This is a genomic window from Serratia sp. NCCP-200 (genome assembly GCF_059697885.1).
Map to the genome: position 1 here is coordinate 28,600 of NZ_BAAKUJ010000001.1, position 21,346 is coordinate 49,945.

Genomic DNA, 21,346 nt, shown 5'->3' on the forward strand with positions numbered 1-21,346 from the left:
CTGGTGTTAATCGGGGCGAATGTATTCGCCCCTGCAACCAGAAAAACGCAGGATGTAAGACAATAATAAGGACCCGTCAGATGGCCAACTCTTTATCCTACCAAGACCCCGTTACGCTGCGGTTGCCGCTGCGCGAAAAGTTCGCCTACGGCATGGGGGACTTCGGTTCCAACCTGATGCTGTGTATCGGTACCCTATATTTGCTGAAGTTCTATACCGATATTCTGGGATTACCCGCCATCTACGGCGGAATGATCTTCTTGATCGCCAAATTCTTCACCGCCTTCACCGATATGCTGACCGGCGTGCTGCTGGATTCCCGGCGCAATATCGGTGCCAAGGGCAAGTTCAGGCCGTTTATCTTCTATGCCTCGCTACCGGTGGCTTTGCTGGCCGTGGCCAACTTCCTCAATAGCGGGTTCAGCCTGAATACCAAAACCGTCCTGGCTACCGTGCTGTTTATGCTGTTCGGCCTGTTCTACAGCCTGATGAACTGCTCCTATGGAGCGATGGTGCCAGCCATGACCAAAAACCCGCAGGAGCGCGCGCACCTGGCCGCTTGGCGGCAGGGAGGTGCAACGCTTGGGCTGCTGTTGTGCACCGTGGGCTTTGTCCCGATCCAGATGCTGTTCACTTCACGCCCGGAGATAGGCTATCTGGTTGCCGCGGTGGTGTTTGCGACCTGTGGCGTGCTTTGCATGTGGTGGTGCCATGCCGGGGTCAAAGAGCGCTACGTTGACGTAGTACCGACGCATCATAAACCTGGCATCTTCAAATCCTTCCGCGCCATTTTCCAAAACCCACCGTTGCTGGTGCTGTGCATCGCCAACCTGTGTACGCTGGCGGCGTTTAATATCAAGCTGGCGATCCAGGTCTACTACACCCAATACGTATTGCACGATATCCATTTGCTGTCCTATATGGGCTTTTTCAGCATGGGCTGTATCCTGATTGGCGTGCTGATGGTGCCGGCGGCGGTGAAGCGCTTTGGCAAAAAGCGGGTCTACCTGGGTGGCCTGTTGCTGTGGTGCCTGGGCGATCTGTGTAACTACGCCTGGGGCGACAGCTCGCTCTCTTTCGTAGCGTTCTCCTGCATGGCCTTCTTCGGCACGGCCTTCGTCAACAGCCTGAACTGGGCGCTGGTGCCCGATACCGTTGATTACGGCGAATGGAAAACCGGCATCCGTGCGGAAGGCTCGGTGTATACCGGCTATACCTTTTCACGCAAGATCTCCGCCGCGCTAGCCGGATTGTTACCGGGCATTATGCTGACGCAGATCGGCTATATTCCGAATGTTGAACAGTCTGCCTCGGTGCTGAAAGGCCTGCGCGAGCTAATCTTTATTTATCCCTGCGTATTGGCGATGGTTGCCGCCGTCATGATGGGGTTTTTCTATAAGTTAAACGAGCAGTTATTTATGCAAATCATCACCGAGATTAATCACAAAAAAGGAAACCGCGACCAACAGGCCGAGCTTCATCCGGCAATCAATACGGCAATAATCAAAGAAGTCTAAACCAGGGTATTACCAATAATAACGCACAGCTGTCATGCCTAACGGCATGGCGGCGGGATTTCTGCATGCTTTTATCAGGAACAATGTCACAAGGAAACTTAACCATGTCTACTTTCTGGGGTTCTGGCAGCAATAAAACCAAGACGATACTGCTGGTAGCGGCGTTGTTTGCCTCAGCCAGCGCTCAGGCCGGGCGTGCCTATCTGGAAACTCGAGAGGCTTATAATACCGCCTCTGAATTAAACGAAATCATCCTGCGCGGCGGCTATAATTTTGATGGTGGAGCCGGTGTGATGGCCACCAACGCCTATAACATTGGCAAGTTTGATCAGCTCAAGCACAGCTATAACGAGCTGGAGGGCTGGTATCCATTGTTCCGGCCAACGGATAAATGGACGGTGTCTCCTGGTGGGCTGGTCAACTCGAGTAGTGCGGGTTCTGGCGGTGCTATCTATCTGGACAACAACTATAAATTCCTGCCGTTTTTCAACCTGACCGTGCGTTATCGCTATAACCATAATAACTACGATTCCATCGATTTTAACGGCAACCCAGCACGTAATGATACCCATGAAATTGCCAACTACTGGAACTTTAAACTCAGCGATGAGTTAAATTATACCTTCGAGCCACATTACTTTATCCGGGTTAACGATTTCCACAGTAAGAATGGCAAGAGTCACCATTGGGAGATCACCAATAAGTTCAGCTATAAAATCGATACCCATTGGATGCCCTATCTGGAGCTGCAATGGCTGGACCGCTGGAACGATTATAATAAGGAGCAGTATCGTATCCGCGTAGGGTTGCGGTATACCTTTTAAGCCACACCAATAAAAAACCCGGCCAAGTCTTGGCCGGGTAAAAAGAGCTGAATGTAATATTGATGCCGATATCGAAGGGGATATCTATGAGTCAGCATAACCCCGAAATATGACAGGCAGATGTCAGCCTAAGCCTTGCGGTATAGACGACGCGGATGACCGATATTGCCGTAGAGCATTTCAACGTGCACAAACTGGGTTGCTACGCAGTATTCCAGATAGCGGCGTGCGGTGGTTTTGCTAATGCCGGCGTGTGCCACCACGTCTTCCACCGCATGGGCTACCTCTGGCCGCTCGTTGAACAACGCCTGCACCAACTCCAGAGTAATGGTTTCAATCCCTTTGGCGCTGGGTTCGTTGGAAAACTGCTTGGACTGCAGGTTATACAGTGCATCGACGCTGCTCTGGTCGATGACCTTGAAGGTGCGTTGGGTCTGCACAAACTGCATAAAGCGTTCCAGCGAATTGCGCAGCCGCTTATAGGATACCGGTTTGATGATGTAGTCGAAGGCCCCGTTGCGGATCGCCTGGCTACAGGTATTCATATCGCTGGCTGCGGTAATGAAAATCACCGAGCAGCCGGGCTTTTTCACCGCGGCTTCTTCCATTAGCGCAATCCCCTGGCCGTCCGGCAGAAAGTTGTCCAGCAGGATCAGCCGGGGCTGGTGAGCATTCACTTTTGCTCTGGCTTCCGCCAGGGTAGCGGCATAGGCCACCACCCGCAGGTTGAAATTTTTCTCAAGAAATTCGGCGTGTAGCGTGGCCAGTTGCGGCTCGTCTTCCACGATCAGAACGTCCAGTGTCTCAGGTTGCATAGGTCGGATCCGGGTGCTTAAGCTTTTGGGATAAACAGCGAGAAAATGGCGCCGTGCGGATCATTGTCCGACACTTCGATGCTGCCATGTGCCTGAGCGACGTGGCTGGCCACCAGGTGCAGGCCGATACCGTGGTCGCCCTTATCTTTGGTTGTCACGCCTTGTTCAAACAGCGTATCACGAACCTGCGGTGCAATCCCGGTGCCGCGATCGGCCACTTCGATCACCAGCTCGTTGCTGCTGTCATTGATATAGAGTTCTACCGCTTCGTGCGGTGCCGCGCAACGCAGCGTAGCATCGAACGCATTATCCAGCAGGTTGCCAATAATCGACATCAGCTCGGTTTCATTCAGCGCGGCGGGGATTTGGCGCAGTTGGCAGGCGGGGTCGAAGCGGAGTTCAATGCCTTTTTCCCGTGCGCTGGAGTATTTACCCAACAGCAGGCCACATAGAGCGGCGGAGCTGAAGCGCTGGGAAATGAAATCGAGGATCTCTTGTGCGCCTTCCGACTGGGCCTCCACATAGCGGACGGCTTCGTCATAACGTTGCATATGCAGCAAGCCGGCGAGCGTGGCCGTCCAGTTCAGCTGTTCGTGGCGCATGATGCGCAGGTTATCGGCATAGCGTTTTACCTGGCTAAGCTGGCTGCTGAGGGTGTTGATGTCGTTCTTGTCGCGAAAGCTAATCACCCATCCCTGTAGCTCATCTTCCTGCATGATCCGCACCCGGCTGGCAATCACTCGCACATGGTTGAAGCGGCACACTTCATCATGGGTGTCGTGCCCCAGCTGCGCTGCGGCAAAGAAATCGGGCTGCGACTGAATGATCTCACCGATGTGCTGACCCAGCAGATTATTAGCCGGTTGGCGCAGATCCAGCAGCTCACGTGCTGCGTGGTTAATAGTGATGATGCGCAGTTGCGGATCTATGGCGATCACTCCTTCATAGATGGCCTCCAACAGGGCTTTTTGCTGGCGCACCAGCAGCGCGATCTCTTTGGGCTCTAATGAAAACATCTGGCGTTTCAGGTTTTTCGATAATAGCCAGGAAAAGATAAACAGCGCCATCAATAGCAAGACGATCGAGGCCACGATCTGGGTCAGCGTGCGGGCATTTAAACTGTCGATATGGGATTTAAGGTAGCCGACGGAAACTATGCCAATTACCCGGTTATTGTCATCCAGGATCGGGGCCTTGCTGCGTAATGAAATACCAATTCCCCCATTGCGGATCGAGATAATACTTTTGCCTTCCAGCACTTCTTTATTATCACCACCGATCATCGGCTTGCCCAGTTGCTCGGGGTGTTCGGAATGATAAAGATGCATGGTATGCCTATCGCCAATCACAATATAGCTGGCATCGCTGCTGGCACGGATTTTTTTCATCAGTGTGGCGATATATTGCGTGTCGTTATTTTCAACCGCGGTGACCAGAGAGGGGATCAGCGCAATCTCACGAGCCTGCACTTGGGCACGGGCGCCCAGATCCCGGTGCAACTGCGCATCCAGTTGGTAGTAAGTGTAAACCCCGATCAGCGTCAACAACACGCAAGAAAAGGCGACCAGGCACAGGAACAGCTTGATATGAAAAGAGAGTTTGATGTGCATGGTTTGCCGCGGATCCTGGTGTCTGTTTGGGTGACTACCCTATCATGAGTCGCCCTTGAAGTAATATTGCCCAAGATCAAGTTGTGAGCATCGGCACGGCTTTATTGTAAGGAGGAATGAAAACAAACCTATTATTGAACCCATTAACTCCACAGGTTATTTTACATAAAGAGTATTAACACCATAGAAACCATAACCCCCATTAAAAACCCTTATTTATTTTGAACAAAATCACAGCGGTGACTCCAAGCGTTTCTCTATGATGGCCGAACAAACAATAAGAGGCCAGATTATGAGCACAACCGATGATTCCTACCTCGTTACCAAAGATAAAACAGCCGATATTCCGCTGCGTGAAAAGTGGTGGCATATTCTGGATAATTACAAAATAGGAATTATACCGCTGCCCTTCTTCGTGCTGGCAGGAGTGCTGATCCTGCTCGATTGCCTGGCAGGGAAATTACCCAGCGATATCGTGGTGATGGTGGCGACGCTGGCGTTCTTCGGCTTTGCCTGTGGTGAGTTCGGCAAGCGCCTGCCGCTGGTGGGGAAAATGGGGGCTGCCGCCATCTGCGCCACCTTTATACCTTCCGCACTGGTGCACTATGGTTTGCTGCCGGACGTGGTGGTTGAATCCACCACCAAATTCTACAAGTCGACCAATATTCTTTATCTCTACATCTGCTGCATCATCGTCGGCAGCATTATGAGCATGAACCGCCAGGTATTGATCCAGGGCTTCCTGCGTATCTTTGTGCCGATGTTGTGCGGTGAGGTTGCCGGTATGCTGGTCGGGATGGCGGTGGGTATGGCGTTGGGCCTGGATCCGTTCCAGATCTTCTTCTTCCTGATCCTGCCGATCATGGCCGGTGGCGTGGGGGAAGGGGCGATCCCATTGTCAATGGGCTATGCCGCCATTTTGCATATGGAGCAGGGTGTGGCCTTGGGGCGTATCCTGCCGATCGTGATGTTGGGCAGCCTGACGGCGATCGTGATTGCTGGCCTGCTGAACCAAGTGGGGAAACGCTATCCGCACCTTACCGGCGAAGGCAGCCTGATGCCGAGCAAGCAGGGTGATAGCGAGGTCGCGGCAACCGAGAAACTGAGCGGTAACGTGGATGTTGCCACTATCGCCTGTGGCGCGCTGCTGGCCATCTTGCTGTATATGGTGGGCATGTTGTTACACCGGCTGATCGGCTTGCCGGCCCCGGTGGGGATGCTGTTTGCCGCTGTGGCGGTGAAACTGGCACACGGCGTTTCGCCACGCATTCAGCAAGGATCGCAGGTGGTGTATAAATTCTTCCGCACCGCCGTGACCTATCCGATCCTGTTTGCCGTAGGGGTTGCTATTACGCCGTGGCAAGAGCTGGTGGATGCCTTCACCGTACAGAACCTGATTGTGATCGTGGCCACGGTAAGCACGCTGGTGGCCACCGGTTTCCTGGTTGGCAAGAAGATTGGTATGCATCCGATCGACGTGGCCATTGTTTCCTGCTGCCAGAGCGGACAAGGCGGAACCGGTGACGTGGCGATCCTGACTGCGGGCAACCGGATGTCACTGATGCCCTTTGCCCAGATCGCAACGCGCATCGGCGGAGCGATCAACGTTTCGCTGTCGCTGCTGGTGCTGTCGCATTTCTATTGATGACCCCTCACCCCAACCCTCTCCCACAGGGAGAGGGAGCTGAAAGCCCCTGCTCTGTTAGGAGATAGGCGAAAATCTCAGCGAAGGTGAGTCAACTAAAGTCCATGATCGATCACCGTACCTCACCCCAACCCTTTCCCACAGGGAGATAGGCGAATATCTCAGCGAAGGTGGGTCGACTAAAGTCCATGATGGATCACCGTACCTCACCCCAACCCTTTCCCACAGGGAGATAGGCGAAAATCTCAGCGAAGGTGGGTCGACTAATGTACATGATAGGTCCTGGTACTTTCATACCGATCTTGAGGAGTTAATCTGTAATTTGTTGGTATGTAAGTAGAAAACAGTAGTTGAGATGTGGCTCGTTCAGTCCCCTCTCCCTGTGGAAGAGGGTTAGGGTGAGGGGGCTAGCGGTGAGGTTAAGTGACTCTTGCTGATGAAAAAACAACCATATCTATTGAGTATTCAAGAGTGGTGTAGCACAATTGAGCTACATTTTTTGTCATCGCCGAGGTTTGACCATGTCAACCACCACCATCCGCCTGCCTGAAGAACTTAAAGCTCGCGTCGCGGCCGCAGCAGACAATATTGGCGTGAGTTCTCACAGTTTTATTCTGCAGGCTATTACGGAAAAAACTCAGCGGGAAGAGTTACGTCGCGATTTCGAGGAACAGGCGGAACAGCGTTATGCCAACATTATCGCCACGGGTGAGACCATTTCCTGGGACGATATGCGCGGTTATCTGGAAAGCTATGTAGCCGGAAATAGCACGGCCACCCAGCCTGTAGCGAAAAAACTGGGGGGGCGATGACCAAAATCGAGTTGGCGCCAGAGGTCAGGGATGATATCGAGCGGATTCTCGGCCATTTGGCGCATTATGAGGTAGCCGATACCGGGCAGCGAATTCAGGAGATTATCCAGGCGATTACGGTACTGGAACATAATCCGTTGATTGGCAGGCCACTTGGCTCAGGAACGCGTGAGTTGATTATTGGCCAGCAAACGCGAGGATATTTGGCGCTTTATAAGTACGTGCCCGATATCGATACGGTATTTGTTCTGGCCATCCGTAGCCAGAAGGAACTGGGTTATTAATTGTTGAGGTTTTAGCTAGAGGCGCAGCATCCTGTTCCCTATCAGGCTCAGAATTCCCAGTCCTCATCTTCGGTATTCACCGCTTTGCCCATCACATAGGAAGAGCCGGAGCCGGAGAAGAAATCGTGGTTCTCATCGGCGTTGGGTGACAGTGCCGACAGGATTGCCGGGTCTACTTGTGCCATTGCCGGTGGGAACAACGCCTCGTAGCCCAGATTCATCAGCGCCTTGTTAGCGTTATAGTGCAGGAAGGTTTTCACCTCTTCCGTCCAGCCCACTCCGTCGTAGAGCTCTTCGGTATACCGCACCTCGTTGTCGTACAGATCCTGCAGCAAATCGAAGGCAAAGTTCTTCACCTGCTGGCGGCGGGCCGGGCTGGCCTGCTCCAGGCCTTTCTGGAACTTGTAGCCAATATAGTAGCCATGCACCGCTTCATCGCGAATGATCAGGCGGATCAGATCGGCGGTGTTGGTCAACTTGGCCCGGCTCGACCAGTACATGGGCAGGTAAAAGCCGGAATAGAACAGGAACGACTCCAGAAACACGCTGGCGACCTTTTTCAACAGCGGATCGTCGCTGCGATAGTGCGCCAGAATGATGCTGGCCTTTTTCTGTAGCGTGGCGTTTTCCTCGCTCCAACGGTAAGCCTCGTCAACATCCCGGGTTTGGCACAGGGTGGAGAATATCGAACTGTAGGAACGGGCGTGTACCGCCTCCATGAAGCTGATGTTGGAATACACCGCCTCTTCGTGTGGGGTGATGGAATCGGCGATCAGCGCCGGTGCGCCAACGGTATTCTGGATGGTATCCAGCAGCGTCAGCCCGGTAAATACGCGGATGGTGAGCTGCTGCTCCTTGGCGGTCAGCGTAGCCCAGGACGGAATATCGTTCGACAGCGGCACCTTTTCCGGCAGCCAGAAGTTGCTGGTCAGGCGGTTCCACACCTCCAGATCCTTGTCGTCATCAATCTTGTTCCAGTTGATGGCCTGCACTCGTTGCATTGTCATAATTTTCCTCACAGCGCGCAGGACACGCAGCCCTGCACCTCGGTGCCTTCCAACGCCATCTGGCGCAGACGGATGTAATAAATGGTCTTGATGCCTTTACGCCAGGCGTAGATTTGCGCGCGGTTAATGTCACGGGTGGTGGCGGTATCGCGGAAGAACAGCGTCAGCGACAGCCCCTGATCCACATGCTGCGTGGCGGCGGCGTAGGTATCGATAATCTTTTCCGGGCCAATTTCGTAGGCGTCCTGGTAATACTCCAGGTTGTCGTTGGTCATGTAGGGGGCTGGGTAATAGACCCGGCCAATCTTGCCCTCCTTGCGGATCTCGATGCGTGAGACGATTGGATGGATGCTGGAGGTCGAATTATTGATGTAGGAGATGGAGCCGGTAGGCGGCACCGCCTGCAGGTTCTGGTTATACAGCCCGTGCATCATCACCGCAGCGCGCAGTGCCAACCATTCCTCACGCCCAGGTATGGCGATATTGGCGTTGGCAAACAGTTCGCGTACCCGCGCGGTTTTTGGCTGCCACTCCTGCTCGATGTATTTGCTGAAATATTCCCCGCTGGCGTAGGTGGAGTTCTCGAAACCGGCAAAACTGCTGCCGCGTGCTATTGCCAGCCGGTTGGAGGCGAGCAGGGCGTGGTAGGTCACGGTGTAGAAGTAGATATTGGTGAAGTCGATGCCTTCGTCCGAACCGTAGAAGATGCGTTCGCGCGCCAGATAGCCGTGCAGGTTCATCTGGCCCAGGCCGATGGCATGTGTTGCCTGATTCCCCGCGGCGATAGACGGCACCGAGCCGATATCGCTCATATCCGCTACCGCCGTCAGCCCGTAGATCGCGGTTTCCACCGCCTTGCCGAAGTCTGGCGCATCCATGACTTTGGCAATGTTCAGCGAACCAAGGTTGCAGGAGATATCTTTGCCGATCTCGGTATAGCTCAGGTCCTGATGGTAACGGCTGGCGCTGTTGACCTGCAGGATCTCCGAGCACAGGTTGCTCATATTGATGCGCCCGGCGATCGGATTGCTGCGGTTGACCGTATCTTCAAACATCATGTACGGATAGCCGGATTCGAACTGGATCTCCGCCAGCAGTTGGAAAAACTCACGGGCGTTGATGCGGGATTTGCGGATGCGTTTGTCATCCACCATCTCACGGTATTTTTCGCTAACGCTGATCTCAGACAGCGGTACGCCGTACACCTGTTGCACGTCGTAAGGCGAGAACAGGTACATCTCTTCGTTATTTTTTGCCAGCTCGAAGGTGATATCCGGGATCACCACCCCCAGCGACAGGGTTTTGATGCGGATTTTTTCGTCGGCATTTTCCCGCTTGGTATCCAGGAAGCGCAGAATATCGGGATGATGGGCGTGCAGATACACCGCTCCGGCGCCTTGACGTGCCCCCAGTTGATTGGCGTAAGAGAAGGCATCCTCCAGCATTTTCATTATCGGGATCACCCCGGAGGACTGGTTCTCAATGCGCTTGATCGGTGCGCCAACCTCGCGGATATTGCTCAGCAGAAAGGCCACACCGCCGCCGCGTTTGGAGAGTTGCAGTGCCGAATTCACCGCGCGGCCAATCGACTCCATATTGTCTTCAATACGCAGCAGGAAGCAGGAAACCAGCTCGCCGCGCTGCTGTTTGCCGCAGTTGAGGAAAGTTGGGGTTGCGGGTTGGAAGCGCCCGGAGATGATCTCTTCCACCAGATCCTGCGCCAGCGCGGTATCGCCCGCTGCCAGCCGTAACGCAACCATACACACCCGGTCTTCATAGCGTTCCAGATAGCGGTGGCCATCGAAGGTTTTCAGCGTATAGCTGGTGTAATACTTGAAGGCGCCGAGGAAGGTCTCGAAGCGGAATTTCCTGGCATAGGCCTGCTGGAACAACTGCTTGATAAAGGGGAACTCATACTGCTCCAGCACCGCCGCTTCGTAATAGCCCTCATCCACCAGATAGCTCAATTTCTCCGCCAGATTGTGGAAGAACACGGTGTTTTGGTTCACGTGCTGCAAAAAGTATTGCCTGGCGGCCAGCCGATCCTTATCGAACTGGATGCGCCCTTCTGCGTCATAAAGGTTGAGCATCGCGTTGAGCGAATGGTAATCCAGCGTGGCGCTGGCGGACCTGGTCAGTTCTGTCGTTGCCAAAATGCGGTGACTCCCTGTTGAACGATAGCGACGTCTTGTGTGGTGCCGAGTAGCTCAAATCGATAAAGCACCGGTACCTGGCATTTTTTGGCGATGATGTCACCGGCGATGCCATACGCGGCGCCGAAATTGGTGTTACCTGCGGCAATCACACCGCGCAGGTAACCGCGATTCTGCGGATCATTGAGAAAACGGATCACCTGGATCGGTACGGCACCGACGCTGCTGCCGCCGCCGTAACTGGGCACGATCAGGATATAAGGGTGCTCCATCAGCACTTTTTTACTGCCCGCGATCGGGATGCGTATCGCGGGCAGTGCCAGCTTCTCAACGAATCTGTGGGTGTTCTCCGAACTGCTGGAGAAGTAGACCAGCGGATCCATGGCACACCTCAGGAGGTTAGGGCGTTGGCTAACGCGCCGATCTTGTCCGGGCGGAAACCAGACCAGTGATCGTCACCGGCGATAATCACCGGAACCTGTTGATAGCCCAGTGATTTAACGTGGTTCAGCGCCTGCTGATCCTGAGTCAGATCGACCACGCGATAGTCGATCCCTTGTCTATCCAGGGCACGGTAGGTGGCATTGCACTGGACACAATCTGGTTTGGTGTAAATAATAATACTCATGATTCGCATTTACCTTTTGTATTGAAGGAAAGGCGGATAAGTCAGAAAGTTGAGCATGATAGGGCGTTTCTGACGGCGTCACCAACCCAAGCGTTTCCCCCTGCGTTGATGAATGAATACTATATGTGGATATTTATATTATCAACATCACTATATGTGGTGTTTTTCGGTTTTTGGTGCGCAGGCCGCGCCGAGGCTGGAAAAGCGGTGGGGAAATATTTTTTGCGATGCGGATCGAGCAGGCCGGGTTGCCCCGGCCAGCAAAATTACTGCCGCATGCTGACTGCCAGGCGGTTAAAGGCGTTCATAATGCTGATGGCAAAGGTCAGATCGCTGATTTCGGCATCGCTGAAATGGGCTTTCAGGGCGTCAAAGGCGCTGTCCGGTGCGCCGGTTGCCGCAATCAGGGTCACCGCTTCTGCCCATTCCAACGCGGCACGTTCTGCCTCGCTGAATTCATGGCTGACGCGCCAACCGGCCAGCGTATCCAGCTTGGCGTGGCTCGCACCCCCTGCACGCATCGCTTTGCCGTGCATATCCAGGCAGAAAGCGCAGCCGTTGATCTGCGAAACACGCATAAACATCAGCTCAATGATCGCTTTATCCAGCGGGCCTTTCTCTAACCCGCCCAATGCGCTCACCATGGCTTTATAAGGGGCCGGTGACAGTTCGGCGTACTGCAAACGTTGCTTGATCATGTTCAAACCTCGGATTAATGACGTAACCAATGTATGGCGCTACTTTAGCCGCGATATGGTCTATGCTATAGAGCCATAAAATGATTATTTAACCAGGCCATGACACGTAGTGCTCATCAATTCAGACGGCCCATTTTCCCCTCACCCCAACCCTCTCCCAATGTACGGTTCGAGGTTCGTCACGAACACTTGTATGGGGAGAGGGAGCCAGTCCGGAGTCGCCGTTGGGCGCCGATGGTCATTTGTGGCACGGTATGTCCCCTCTCCCTGTGGGAGAGGGTTAGGGTGAGGGGGATTAAGCTATGACACGTCATATTTTTGCTGCCCTGCGGCTGGATCACCAACAGGCAGAGCCCCTATATCGGCAGATCTATCTGCGGATCAAAGACGCGATCGTGCAGGGAACCCTGGTAGCTAACAGCCGTTTACCTTCGGTACGCGGCTTGGCAAGCGATTTGGGGGTAGCACGTGCGACGGTAGAAAATGCCTACGCTGCGCTGGTGGCCGAAGGTTTTCTGCAAAGCCGGGGCCAGGCGGGAACCTATGTCTCCTCCCAGTTGCTGAAAATACCTGAGCGCCCCGAACTGTCAGCAGCTGCCCTCTTGCCGACTCCGGCACCTTCCGCATTCCAGTCTCATCCTGCCGGGCCGACTCAACCCTTCCAGCTTGGCCTGCCCGCGCTGGATGCCTTCCCACGGGCGGTATGGCAGCGCATCGTTGCCCGGCAGTTGCGTGGCACCACGATGGCTTCACTGGCACACCCGCCACCTAATGGCCTGCCGGAACTACGCGAGGCAATCGTGCATTACCTGCACCTTTCCCGTGGCATTGTCTGTCGGCCGGAACAGGTATTTATCTGTGCGGGTTATCAGGCTTTGATAGAGCTGGTGATTAACGCGTTGTTGAAATCGGGAGAGGCGGTCTGGCTGGAAGACCCTGGTTATCCGGTTACCCAGCCGCTGTTTATCGCCGCCGGAATGCAAATTGTCCCAGTGCCGGTTGATGAGGAAGGGATGAATATTGGCGCCGGTATTGCCACCCGGCCAGACGCCCGCATGGCGGTGCTGACGCCGACTCACCAAAGCCCATTAGGGGTTACCCTCAGCCTGGCCAGGCGTATGGCGCTGCTGGATTGGGCAACCCGTCACTCGGCATGGATCATCGAAGACGATTACGACAGCGAATGTCGCTACTACGGCAAACCTTTGCCGCCGTTAAAAAGCCTCGATCGTCAGGGGCGGGTACTGTACGCCGGGACCTTCAGCAAAACCCTGTTTCCGGCGTTACGCATGGCCTATCTGGTGGTGCCCGCAGAGCAGACGGCGGCTTTTGAGCGTTGCAGCCAGCTGCGAGGCTGCGGTTGTCCACCGTTACTGCAAGCCGGAGTGGCCGATTTTATCAACGGCGGGCATTTTTACCGCCATCTGAAGCGCATGCGGTTGCTATATCGCCAGCGGCGCGCATGGTTGGTGCAGGCCCTGACACAGCGGCTTGCAGACTATTTGACGGTGGCACCGCAGGCCGGGGGCATCCAGATGTTGGCTCATTTGCAAGCTGGGCTCAATGACAGTGAGCTGGCGAAGAAAGCCTGGCAACAGGGGTTGTCGATACAGGCATTGTCGGATTGGCAGATGTCTACGCCTGCCGATAATGGTTTATTGATGGGCTTTGGCAACTTCACCAGCTATAGCGAAGCGGAGCGCGCGGTGGACCGGTTAGCGGCGATTATCGAGAGCGGAAAATAAAGCGGCCCACGGAAAACCGTGGGCCAGACGCACATCTGTTTTTATGGTTAAAACCAGCTACATGGGTTAACGCCGTGCAAGCAAGACGCCGAGGACGATACCAACAGCGGCACCGATGCCTACGCCCTGCCAAGGTTTGTCTCGTACATAGCTATCGGCATTGCCAACTACGTCGCGAGCATGTTGTGTCAGGCTGCTGGAACCGCTGAAGCGTGCACGGGCATCGCGTAATATCCCTTTTGCCTTGCTGTGCAGTTCATGCAGTTCTTCTTTGGTCTTGCTGCTGGAGTCACGTAATACTTCATCCAGCGTATCGGCCAGCAGGTTCACGTCCTGATCGATGTCTCGTTCTACTTTCTCTGTCTTGTTAAACATTCGACTCTCCGTTACGACACATGTCCTTTAAGTGTAGACCATTTTGGGAAGTGTGCTGGCGATCACGAAAATTAATGGCTATCCCCGCGAAAAACGAAGCTTTTTTCGGGCCTTATTCCCGCCTAAGGGCCTGACTATAAGCTCTGTACATTTGGTTACTCAGCGAAACCAATCACTCACGGAAGCGGCGAATTGATTCCTCTATTATCTCCTCAACGGCCCAACCGGGCTTACCGAAAAACACAATCTGAGGATTTAAAGATGAAAAAAGTATTAGCGCTGATCGTTGCTGCCACCATGGGCCTGTCTTCTGTTGCTTTCGCTGCTGATACTGCGGCTGCACCGGCACCTACTGCGGCTCCTACTACTGCGGCTCCTGCGGCTGAGAAAGCTCCAGCTAAAGCGACTCACCACAAGAAAGAACACAAGAAAGCCACCAAAAAAGCACCAGAGCAGAAAGCTCAGGCCGCTAAAAAGCACAGCAAAAAAGCGCCAGTAGCTCAGAAGGCTCAGGCTGCCAAAAAGCATCACAAAGCCGCCACCAAACCCGCTCAAAAAGCGCAGGCCGCTAAAAAACACCACAAAGCTGCCGCGACCAAAGCTCCAGTAGCTCAGAAAGCTCAGGCTGCTAAAAAGCACCAAAAAGCCGCAGCCAAACCCGCTCAGAAAGCCCAGGCTGCTAAAAAACACCACCAATCAAGCAAAAAAGCCGCAGCTCCTGCAGCTAAATAAGTGAAGATAGCGGAGCCGTCAAAGGTTCCGCCTCCTCTGCTGAATACTCTGACACCCGGTTTTCCGGGTGTCTTCTTTTGAGGTGAGGTCATCATGATGAACCGCTACCTGTTTGAAGTGATCTTCAGTGCCGTCACGCTATGTGGTCTGGTGGTTGCCTGGCAATTATTCCTGGCCAGCAGCTTCCTGTAATTATTGCCCGATAGACGTTTCGTGCAGGTGCAGCCAGCGTAGCCCGTCTACGGTCTGGGTAAAGACCACGGTGGAATAACGCAGGGTCGCAGGTTGGCCTGGCAGCGTTTGCTTCTCGCGATAGTTGACTACGGCCCCCGTTGGCCATTCTGCGACCATCTTCATTTCTTCGATCGCAATCTCCAGCCCCGGCTTTGCAGCCCGATGCGCCTGGAAAAATCCCTCCAGTTCGTTGGACCCCAGCTTGCTGCCGTTTAGGGCAATCATGCAAAAATCTGCCTGAAACCGCGCCAAGAGCGGTTGCAGTTCCCCAGCCCCTTTTCCCAGCCAGTCGGCGATAGCCACATGGGCGTCAATCACTTCGGTAAAATAACGATTCATCAGGATCCCTGTTCAGCGTTGAGATGGCGCACGATGGCGCGGTTGGTAATACGCAGGCACAGCAGCATCGGGAACAGCGTACTGGCTGCGGCGAGATAAAAACAGTAACGATAGGCCATGAGCGCCTCCATATGGCCGAGCAACAGATTGAGCAACAGGCTGAGCAGGGTAACGCCAAAGCAAAAGCTCAACTGGCGGTTGATATTCCATAGGGCGCTGGCATCGGCCAACTGGGTGTCGGCAATGGTGAGAAAGGCGCAGCTTTGTGCCGTGCTGCTACATAGGCTGCCACCCAGCCCCATCAAGGCAAACGCGAAGATTTGCCAGCTATGCTGCCCGGCATCTCCGATCTGCGATAAGGCCAGCATCCCCAGGCCTTGCAAAGCGCAACCGGCAATAAACAGCGGGCGCGGGCCGCAACGGTTGAAAACCTTGCCGGTCAGGGTGATGGCGGCGAAAGAGGCCAGTGACCAGGGAACCATCAGCCCGCCCACCTGAGTGGCCGACATACCCAGCTGGTTTTGCAGGTACAGCATCGCCACCAGGCTGACGCCGATGAACAGACCAGGGATGCACTGGTAGACGATCATGGCGATACGCAATTGTGGGTCCCGCACCAACCGCAGGTTCAGCAGCGGGTGTGGATGGCGCAGGCTGTGCCGCAGGTAGTAAGCAAACACCAACAGCCCAGCGAACAGCAAGATAGCGCCTTGCAACAGCAAATGGGGGTCGCTCAGACGGGTCAGACCAAGCAGGATCAAGGTAAGTGCCAGGCAGGCGCTAATCAGCCCGGTGACGTCCAGCCGCTTAACCTCGCTGGCCGCAGGCTCGTTACGCAGCCACAGAACGGCCAACAGCAAAGCCAGTGCCGCCAGCGGCAGGTTGCTGTAAAACACCCAACGCCAGTCAAGATGATCGACAATCAGGCCACCCAATGCCGGGGAGAGCGCCGGAGCCAGCAGCCCCACCAGCATGATGGCGGCAGAAAGCCCGGCGCGTTCATGGCTGCGAAACAGCTGATAGGTGAGCGTTTGGCCAATCGGGATCAGCAACCCTCCGCCCATACCTTGTATCACCCGCCAGCCGATCAGTGCTTCGATCGAGCCAGCGCGGCCTGCCGCCGTGGTTGCCAGCATAAACAGCACCAACGACAGCAGAAAGACCTGCCGCCCGCCAATGCGTTGCGCTATCCAGGCGCTGAGCGGGATCACCAGCGTCAGGCCAAGCAGGTAACCGTTACTGATCCAGGCCAGTTGGCTGATGTTGGCCTGCAAAGCGTGTCCGATCGCCGGGTAGGCGACGTTGGCGATAAACATGTTGATCAGATCGACAAAGAATCCGAGCAGATAGACGATTGCCACTTTAGTGCGATAAGCCATGAAGCCTCCGGTTGAAGGCGTGCAGTGTAGCGGGCGGGAAAGGGCTGATAAATCGGCGCTGGGCGATTACACTGTCAAAAATATTTTGACAGTTGGTGGGTGAAAGATGCTCAATTTAAACAGATTAGCGATGTTTGCGGCAGTGGTCGACACCGGCAGTTTTACCGCAGCGGCGGAGGCGCTGGGGCAAACCAAGGCGGTGGTCAGCTTTAACATCAAGCAGTTGGAAAGCGAGCTAGGCGTTTCATTGCTGGTGCGCAGTACGCGGCGGCTGTCACTGACCGATGCTGGCGAGCGTTTTTATCCACGTTGCCAACGGCTATTGCAAGATGCGGAGTACCTGCTCGACGATGTGCGCCGCGATCATCATGGCTTGAGTGGCATTCTGCGCATCACCAGTACGCCGGAATATGGTGCGCAGGTTGTGGTTCCGGCCTTGGCCGCCTTCGCGCAGTTGCATCCGCGCTTACGCATTCAGCACGTTTCTTCTTCCTATCACGCGGATCTGATTTCCGAGCGGTTTGACGTGGCTATCCGTCTGGGTCAGTTGGCGGACTCCAACCATCATGCGGCGCTGATCGATAACTTCGCTATCTTGCCGGTAGCGTCTCCGGCTTATCTTGCACGGTGGCCGATCGCGTCATTGCCTCAACTGGCTCAGGCTGCCTGGCTGGCCCACAGCCGCCTCCCTTCGCCGCTGATTTGGCAAGTGCTCACCCCTGAACGTCAGGCGGTGTTGTTCAGGGGGGAAGATGACGCCAGGCTGATGGCCGATAGCGCCACCGCGTTGCTGACTTTCGCGTTACAGGGGGCGGGAGTGGCCCTGCTGCCAGAATGGTTGGTACGGCCCGTTATTGCCAACGGGCAGTTATGCCACCTGCTGCCAGATCATCAGTTCCCGGTACAGAGCATTTATGCACTCTATCCCAACACGCGCCATGTGCCTGAGAAGGTGCGGGCGTTTATCGATTTCCTGCGGGCGCGGATAGCCACGGCTGAATAAAAGCCAGCACGGCAGCGATGGTTTGCTGGTGGGCGCGTTCACGCTCGGTGGGGGAAGATCCACAGATAAAGGCTTCCCCTTCCTCCGCTAATATCTCTGGGGCGGCCGGGGTACAAAGCTGTAAGAAATCGAAGTGATTGCTACCCGGCAAGACGATGGCCTTGATTGGCTGCCGCCCAGCGTGTGTTGCTAGCGACTCAGCTCCCAGACTTTCCGGATCGCTGCCCGGCATAAAGCGTTGTGCGGCGATGACCAGCAGCGGCGCGCTGATTTGGCGCAGGCTGGCCGGTTGCAGATAGGGCACCATGCCTGGGTCCAGGGCGATGGCGAAGCGGATGCGGGCATCGGTGTAATTAGCGTCAAACTGGGTGGCAGAGATACTGTTCTTGTTTACACCGGCATAAAACAGGCAGTTAGGCGATTGTGGTTGGTGTTGGCAACCGGCAATAAAATCCTTTAGCGCGACTCGGCCACCAATCGCAGAGATGGCACTATAGCCACCTTTGGAATGCCCCGCCACGCCAATGGCCTGTGCGTTGATCCGCGGCTGCCATGTGCCATCCTTGAGCATGGCGTCGATCAGCGCCGAGATATCGCGCGTTTGTTGCCACAGTTCGAGCGATTTTGCTGGGATGGAATCACCGCTGGTACTGCCCGGATGATTGGCTGCAACCACAATCATTCCTTGTTCCACCAACGCCTTCGCCAGCCAGGCTTGGCTGCTATTGTTGCCACCGCTGCCGTGGCTGATGATCATCAAGGGAAAATGCCCTGTTGCTGGTGGGGCGTCTGGCAGAGCAGGGATGCCTGCAAATACGGGCCTGCCGCCAACCTGTTGCGGCTGGCCTTGGGCATGAGTGGGATAATAGATACGGCTAACCAATGGGCGATCGCCGTTATAAAACGTTTGCAGGCGGCTGGCAACCTGCCAGGGCGCAGCGGTGGCGACACTGCTAAACAGCAGGCACAAGATCCATAACTTTTTCATGATGACTCCTTCAAGGGGAAAACCAGACCATCGCATTCGCGTTCTCCTGGCGCGACCTCGATCGCGATCCAGGTCGTTAAGCAATTGTTTTAGCTGATTATGGTCACTACACTGGGGCGTTCCCGAACAACCACAGAGGTAACATGCCGCTTATCCCGCTGTCTTTTCTCTTCAGCCTGTTGTGCCTGGCGTTGATCGTGCGCCTTGGTTGGCCACGGCCACACCGTTGGCTGCTACAGCTGTTGCTGTTGATCTGCGCCTGGCAAAGCCTGCTGGTGGGGATCCGTTTTGGCTATCAGCAACCTTGGGTCGCTATTTTACAACCGCTGGGGGCCGCCCTGATCCCGCCCTTGTGTTATCTGGTGCTGATGCTGCAAGCCCGTGGGCCGATGGGCTGGCGCATTGTTGGGCATCTGACGTTCCCGCTATTGGTGTTATTGGCGCAGTGGCGCGTCTTGGCGGCGCTGGATGGGCTGATCGTTATTGGCTATCTCGGTTATGGCGCGGCTATTTTGCTGTACCTGCGGCGCGGTGAGAATGCCTTGCAGCAGGTGGCGCTGGCGGACAGTTGGCTGAGCTATCGCTTATGGTGCGGATTGGGCGGCCTGCTGATCGTCTGCGGCCTGACCGAGTTGGCGATCACCCTGGATTATTCGCTATTAGCCGGAAGGCATGCTGGCGCACTGGCGGCCTTTGGCAACGTGATGATGGTCTTGGGGATAGGACTGGTGCTTGGCCGTGAGCGCCAACAGCAGGAACCCGAAGAACAGCCCTTGCCACCAGTGAAAACCGAGGCGCTAACAGAGGATGATGAGCACTGCTTTGAACTGATCAACCAGCGGCTACGTCAGGACGATCTCTATCTGGAACCGGCGCTGAACCTGGCCCGGTTAGCGCGCAAGGTGGGCATACCGGCACGTAAGGTCTCCCAGGCGATTAACCAGCAAGCGGGGATGAACGTATCCCAATACGTGAATCAATTACGTATTCAGCAAGCGGCGCAGTGGTTGAGCAACAGCGATCGCCCGGTGACCGAGATTATGCTGGAGGCCGGTTTCAGCACCAAATCCAACTTTAACCGTGAGTTTCTGCGGGTTCAGGGGATGAGTCCCAGCGAATGGCGTAGACAGCAGGGCGGGGGCCTATAGCTGCAGATTATTCCTAAACCAGAATGAGTACGGATAAATTAATTGTTTCATCTCCTGATTACGGTAAGGTCGCAAAGCTACCCAGAACTGAGAGGAGAAATAGATGTATTTACGGCCGGATGAAGTGGCTAAGGTGTTAGAGAGTACCGGTTTTGAGCGTGATTATGTCACCGATCAGACCTACGGTTTTCGCAAGGGCGAGCACTACGTGTATGTGAATCGGGAAGCGCGAATGGGCAGAATGGCGTTGGTGATCCACCCGGCATTGAAAGAGAAGAGCCTCCATTTTGCCACGCCCACTTCGTTGATGCGTAACAGCGAGCAGTATCTTGAGTTTCCCCTGGATTTAAGCGGTGATACGCCCAACACGCGTTACGGCATTCCTCACGGTTTCAGCTCCCGCGATGCGCTCTCGCGCTATCTCTACAGCATGTTCCTTTAAACTCTCCCCCGTAAGCGGGGGAAAGCTTCACCAGTTGCCCAGTGCTTCCCGGTTATAGCGTTCGTTGTAGGCCCGGCGGAACTGCGCCAGTTCAAACGCATCCAGATCCAGTTCGGCAAAGTAAAACAGCGCCGCTTCGGTGTGCTCGGCATGCAGTTCCGGCGACAGCCCGGCGCGCAGCAGCGTTTCCCGCCACAGGCCAATCTGCTCATCGTCCGCCTGCTTGATAAACGTCAGGTAGATAAACAGCATATAGGCGGCCTGATGCATCTCTTCGGTATAACCGTTGTTCAACATGCGGATAAAGCTTTGGCTGTGGCGGCTGCCCATTTCCTGCAGCATGGACTCCACCAGCATCGGTTTTACTTTCAGCAAATGCGCCAGTGAATCTATCGCCTTGCGGGTGTCGGAGGTCAGGACACGATAGCCAATAATGAAAACTACGATCAGGGCGGCGATGATGATCCACGTCATGTATGATTTTTACCGTCTTGGTGCGCAGCATCCGCGCCCGAAATTGTCAGTGTTGCTCGCCGCTGAAATTGTCTGCGGCCCGTTGTTTATTATGGACATGGCGATTAAAGGTGGCGGCATCTTGTGCCAGCGCATCCAAATGGGCACCCAGCATCTTGATCTGCTTGACCAGGGCATGCTGTTCCGGCACCGAACTGGCGGTGCTTAGTTTGTTGACCAACTGTTCATTCTGCATGCGCAGCGCGATTTCACGCCGTTGCGCTTCGGCCAGCTGTTGTTGCAAAGCCTGGTAGCTTTGTTGCCATTCACGGTGCTGCTGTTCGAAGCTGGCTTGTAACTCATTCATTGCATTCTGAAACTGGATTTCCAGCTCGCGCATATTCATGGGTTGGATCCTTTGCGGCACTCAATAATGGCCTGCAGTATAACGAAAACCGCTCACAACCTCACCCGTTGCCGTCAATTCCTTGCTTGCAACCCTGGCAAGGCGTCTT

At 54.9% G+C, this 21,346-nt stretch carries 23 protein-coding genes; 10 read left to right on the forward strand and 13 right to left on the reverse strand.

Annotated features, from left to right (window positions below):
• Positions 1–80: 80 nt before the first annotated feature.
• On the forward strand, positions 81–1,517 hold the full coding sequence (locus tag AC6HVW_RS00120; protein ID WP_071683985.1) for an MFS transporter: 1,437 nt from the start codon (positions 81–83) through the stop codon (positions 1,515–1,517).
• Between the two features lie 104 nt (positions 1,518–1,621).
• Positions 1,622–2,341 carry a porin OmpL gene (ompL, locus tag AC6HVW_RS00125; RefSeq protein ID WP_071683984.1) on the forward strand — a complete coding sequence of 240 codons (720 nt, stop codon included), beginning with the start codon at positions 1,622–1,624 and terminating at the stop codon, positions 2,339–2,341.
• Between the two features lie 128 nt (positions 2,342–2,469).
• Here ompL and AC6HVW_RS00130 read toward each other — a convergent pair whose 3' ends face one another.
• Both AC6HVW_RS00130 and AC6HVW_RS00135 read right to left on the reverse strand, forming a co-directional pair.
• Positions 2,470–3,156: a response regulator gene (locus AC6HVW_RS00130; RefSeq protein ID WP_186486108.1), complete on the reverse strand. Its 687-nt coding sequence runs from the start codon at positions 3,154–3,156 to the stop codon at positions 2,470–2,472.
• A 17-nt stretch (positions 3,157–3,173) separates the two neighbouring features.
• Complete coding sequence (locus AC6HVW_RS00135; RefSeq protein WP_186486107.1) at positions 3,174–4,766, reverse strand: ATP-binding protein; 1,593 nt, start codon at positions 4,764–4,766, stop codon at positions 3,174–3,176.
• Between the two features lie 292 nt (positions 4,767–5,058).
• On the opposite strand from AC6HVW_RS00135, the gene AC6HVW_RS00140 reads away from it, so the two are divergent.
• The 3 genes from AC6HVW_RS00140 (at position 5,059) to AC6HVW_RS00150 (ending at position 7,507) form a co-directional block, all read left to right on the forward strand.
• Positions 5,059–6,411 carry a 2-hydroxycarboxylate transporter family protein gene (locus AC6HVW_RS00140; RefSeq protein ID WP_021807620.1) on the forward strand — a complete coding sequence of 451 codons (1,353 nt, stop codon included), beginning with the start codon at positions 5,059–5,061 and terminating at the stop codon, positions 6,409–6,411.
• Between the two features lie 521 nt (positions 6,412–6,932).
• On the forward strand, positions 6,933–7,223 hold the full coding sequence (locus AC6HVW_RS00145; protein ID WP_071683982.1) for a CopG family ribbon-helix-helix protein: 291 nt from the start codon (positions 6,933–6,935) through the stop codon (positions 7,221–7,223).
• Positions 7,220–7,507, forward strand: a complete 288-nt coding sequence (locus tag AC6HVW_RS00150; protein ID WP_071683981.1) for a type II toxin-antitoxin system RelE/ParE family toxin — start codon at positions 7,220–7,222, stop codon at positions 7,505–7,507. The genes AC6HVW_RS00145 and AC6HVW_RS00150 overlap by 4 nt, the downstream gene beginning before the upstream one ends.
• 47 nt (positions 7,508–7,554) lie before the next feature.
• On the opposite strand, the gene nrdF is transcribed toward AC6HVW_RS00150, so the two are convergent.
• The 5 genes from nrdF to AC6HVW_RS00175 all read right to left on the reverse strand — a co-directional run bounded on the left by nrdF (position 7,555) and on the right by AC6HVW_RS00175 (position 11,993).
• Positions 7,555–8,514 carry a class 1b ribonucleoside-diphosphate reductase subunit beta gene (gene nrdF / locus AC6HVW_RS00155; protein WP_037376549.1) on the reverse strand — a complete coding sequence of 320 codons (960 nt, stop codon included), beginning with the start codon at positions 8,512–8,514 and terminating at the stop codon, positions 7,555–7,557.
• A gap of 8 nt (positions 8,515–8,522) precedes the next feature.
• Positions 8,523–10,667, reverse strand: coding sequence for a class 1b ribonucleoside-diphosphate reductase subunit alpha (gene nrdE / locus AC6HVW_RS00160; RefSeq protein ID WP_071683979.1), 2,145 nt, complete (start codon positions 10,665–10,667; stop codon positions 8,523–8,525).
• Positions 10,649–11,050 carry a class Ib ribonucleoside-diphosphate reductase assembly flavoprotein NrdI gene (gene nrdI / locus AC6HVW_RS00165; protein ID WP_021807625.1) on the reverse strand — a complete coding sequence of 134 codons (402 nt, stop codon included), beginning with the start codon at positions 11,048–11,050 and terminating at the stop codon, positions 10,649–10,651. Before nrdI ends, nrdE begins: the two co-directional genes overlap by 19 nt.
• An 8-nt stretch (positions 11,051–11,058) precedes the next feature.
• Complete coding sequence (gene nrdH, locus AC6HVW_RS00170) at positions 11,059–11,295, reverse strand: glutaredoxin-like protein NrdH (protein WP_024484825.1); 237 nt, start codon at positions 11,293–11,295, stop codon at positions 11,059–11,061.
• 266 nt (positions 11,296–11,561) lie between these two features.
• The gene (locus AC6HVW_RS00175) at positions 11,562–11,993 is read right to left on the reverse strand and encodes a carboxymuconolactone decarboxylase family protein (protein WP_071683978.1); all 432 of its coding nucleotides are present in this window, start codon (positions 11,991–11,993) and stop codon (positions 11,562–11,564) included.
• 302 nt (positions 11,994–12,295) lie between these two features.
• Here AC6HVW_RS00175 and pdxR point away from each other — a divergent pair, with 302 nt between their 5' ends.
• Entirely contained in the window at positions 12,296–13,738 is a 1,443-nt protein-coding gene (pdxR, locus tag AC6HVW_RS00180) for a MocR-like pyridoxine biosynthesis transcription factor PdxR (protein WP_186486106.1), read from the forward strand.
• A 66-nt stretch (positions 13,739–13,804) separates the two neighbouring features.
• Here pdxR and AC6HVW_RS00185 read toward each other — a convergent pair whose 3' ends face one another.
• The gene (locus tag AC6HVW_RS00185) at positions 13,805–14,113 is read right to left on the reverse strand and encodes an ElaB/YgaM/YqjD family protein (protein ID WP_059201595.1); all 309 of its coding nucleotides are present in this window, start codon (positions 14,111–14,113) and stop codon (positions 13,805–13,807) included.
• A gap of 261 nt (positions 14,114–14,374) precedes the next feature.
• On the opposite strand from AC6HVW_RS00185, the gene asr reads away from it, so the two are divergent.
• Complete coding sequence (asr, locus tag AC6HVW_RS00190; protein ID WP_071683976.1) at positions 14,375–14,845, forward strand: acid resistance repetitive basic protein Asr; 471 nt, start codon at positions 14,375–14,377, stop codon at positions 14,843–14,845.
• A 192-nt stretch (positions 14,846–15,037) separates the two neighbouring features.
• On the opposite strand, the gene AC6HVW_RS00195 is transcribed toward asr, so the two are convergent.
• A complete protein-coding gene (locus tag AC6HVW_RS00195) occupies positions 15,038–15,418 on the reverse strand; it encodes a DUF4440 domain-containing protein (RefSeq protein ID WP_186486105.1) in 381 nt (126 codons plus the stop codon).
• The gene (locus AC6HVW_RS00200; protein ID WP_186486104.1) at positions 15,418–16,797 is read right to left on the reverse strand and encodes an MFS transporter; all 1,380 of its coding nucleotides are present in this window, start codon (positions 16,795–16,797) and stop codon (positions 15,418–15,420) included. The genes AC6HVW_RS00195 and AC6HVW_RS00200 overlap by 1 nt, the downstream gene beginning before the upstream one ends.
• A gap of 106 nt (positions 16,798–16,903) precedes the next feature.
• On the opposite strand from AC6HVW_RS00200, the gene AC6HVW_RS00205 reads away from it, so the two are divergent.
• The gene (locus tag AC6HVW_RS00205; RefSeq protein ID WP_497569206.1) at positions 16,904–17,800 is read left to right on the forward strand and encodes a LysR family transcriptional regulator; all 897 of its coding nucleotides are present in this window, start codon (positions 16,904–16,906) and stop codon (positions 17,798–17,800) included.
• On the opposite strand, the gene AC6HVW_RS00210 is transcribed toward AC6HVW_RS00205, so the two are convergent.
• On the reverse strand, positions 17,760–18,788 hold the full coding sequence (locus tag AC6HVW_RS00210; protein ID WP_071683973.1) for an alpha/beta hydrolase family protein: 1,029 nt from the start codon (positions 18,786–18,788) through the stop codon (positions 17,760–17,762). The two genes, AC6HVW_RS00205 and AC6HVW_RS00210, sit on opposite strands and share 41 nt — an antisense overlap.
• Positions 18,789–18,931: 143 nt before the next feature.
• On the opposite strand from AC6HVW_RS00210, the gene AC6HVW_RS00215 reads away from it, so the two are divergent.
• Together AC6HVW_RS00215 and AC6HVW_RS00220 are read left to right on the forward strand one after the other, a co-directional pair.
• Complete coding sequence (locus AC6HVW_RS00215; protein ID WP_071683972.1) at positions 18,932–19,936, forward strand: helix-turn-helix domain-containing protein; 1,005 nt, start codon at positions 18,932–18,934, stop codon at positions 19,934–19,936.
• 103 nt (positions 19,937–20,039) lie between these two features.
• Positions 20,040–20,378: a DUF2002 family protein gene (locus tag AC6HVW_RS00220; protein ID WP_021178947.1), complete on the forward strand. Its 339-nt coding sequence runs from the start codon at positions 20,040–20,042 to the stop codon at positions 20,376–20,378.
• 27 nt (positions 20,379–20,405) lie between these two features.
• On the opposite strand, the gene AC6HVW_RS00225 is transcribed toward AC6HVW_RS00220, so the two are convergent.
• Both AC6HVW_RS00225 and AC6HVW_RS00230 read right to left on the reverse strand, forming a co-directional pair.
• Positions 20,406–20,852, reverse strand: a complete 447-nt coding sequence (locus AC6HVW_RS00225; protein ID WP_021807638.1) for a DUF1198 family protein — start codon at positions 20,850–20,852, stop codon at positions 20,406–20,408.
• A gap of 46 nt (positions 20,853–20,898) precedes the next feature.
• Positions 20,899–21,237, reverse strand: coding sequence for an MbeD/MobD family mobilization/exclusion family protein (locus AC6HVW_RS00230; RefSeq protein WP_021178945.1), 339 nt, complete (start codon positions 21,235–21,237; stop codon positions 20,899–20,901).
• Between the last annotated feature and the right edge of the window lie 109 nt (positions 21,238–21,346).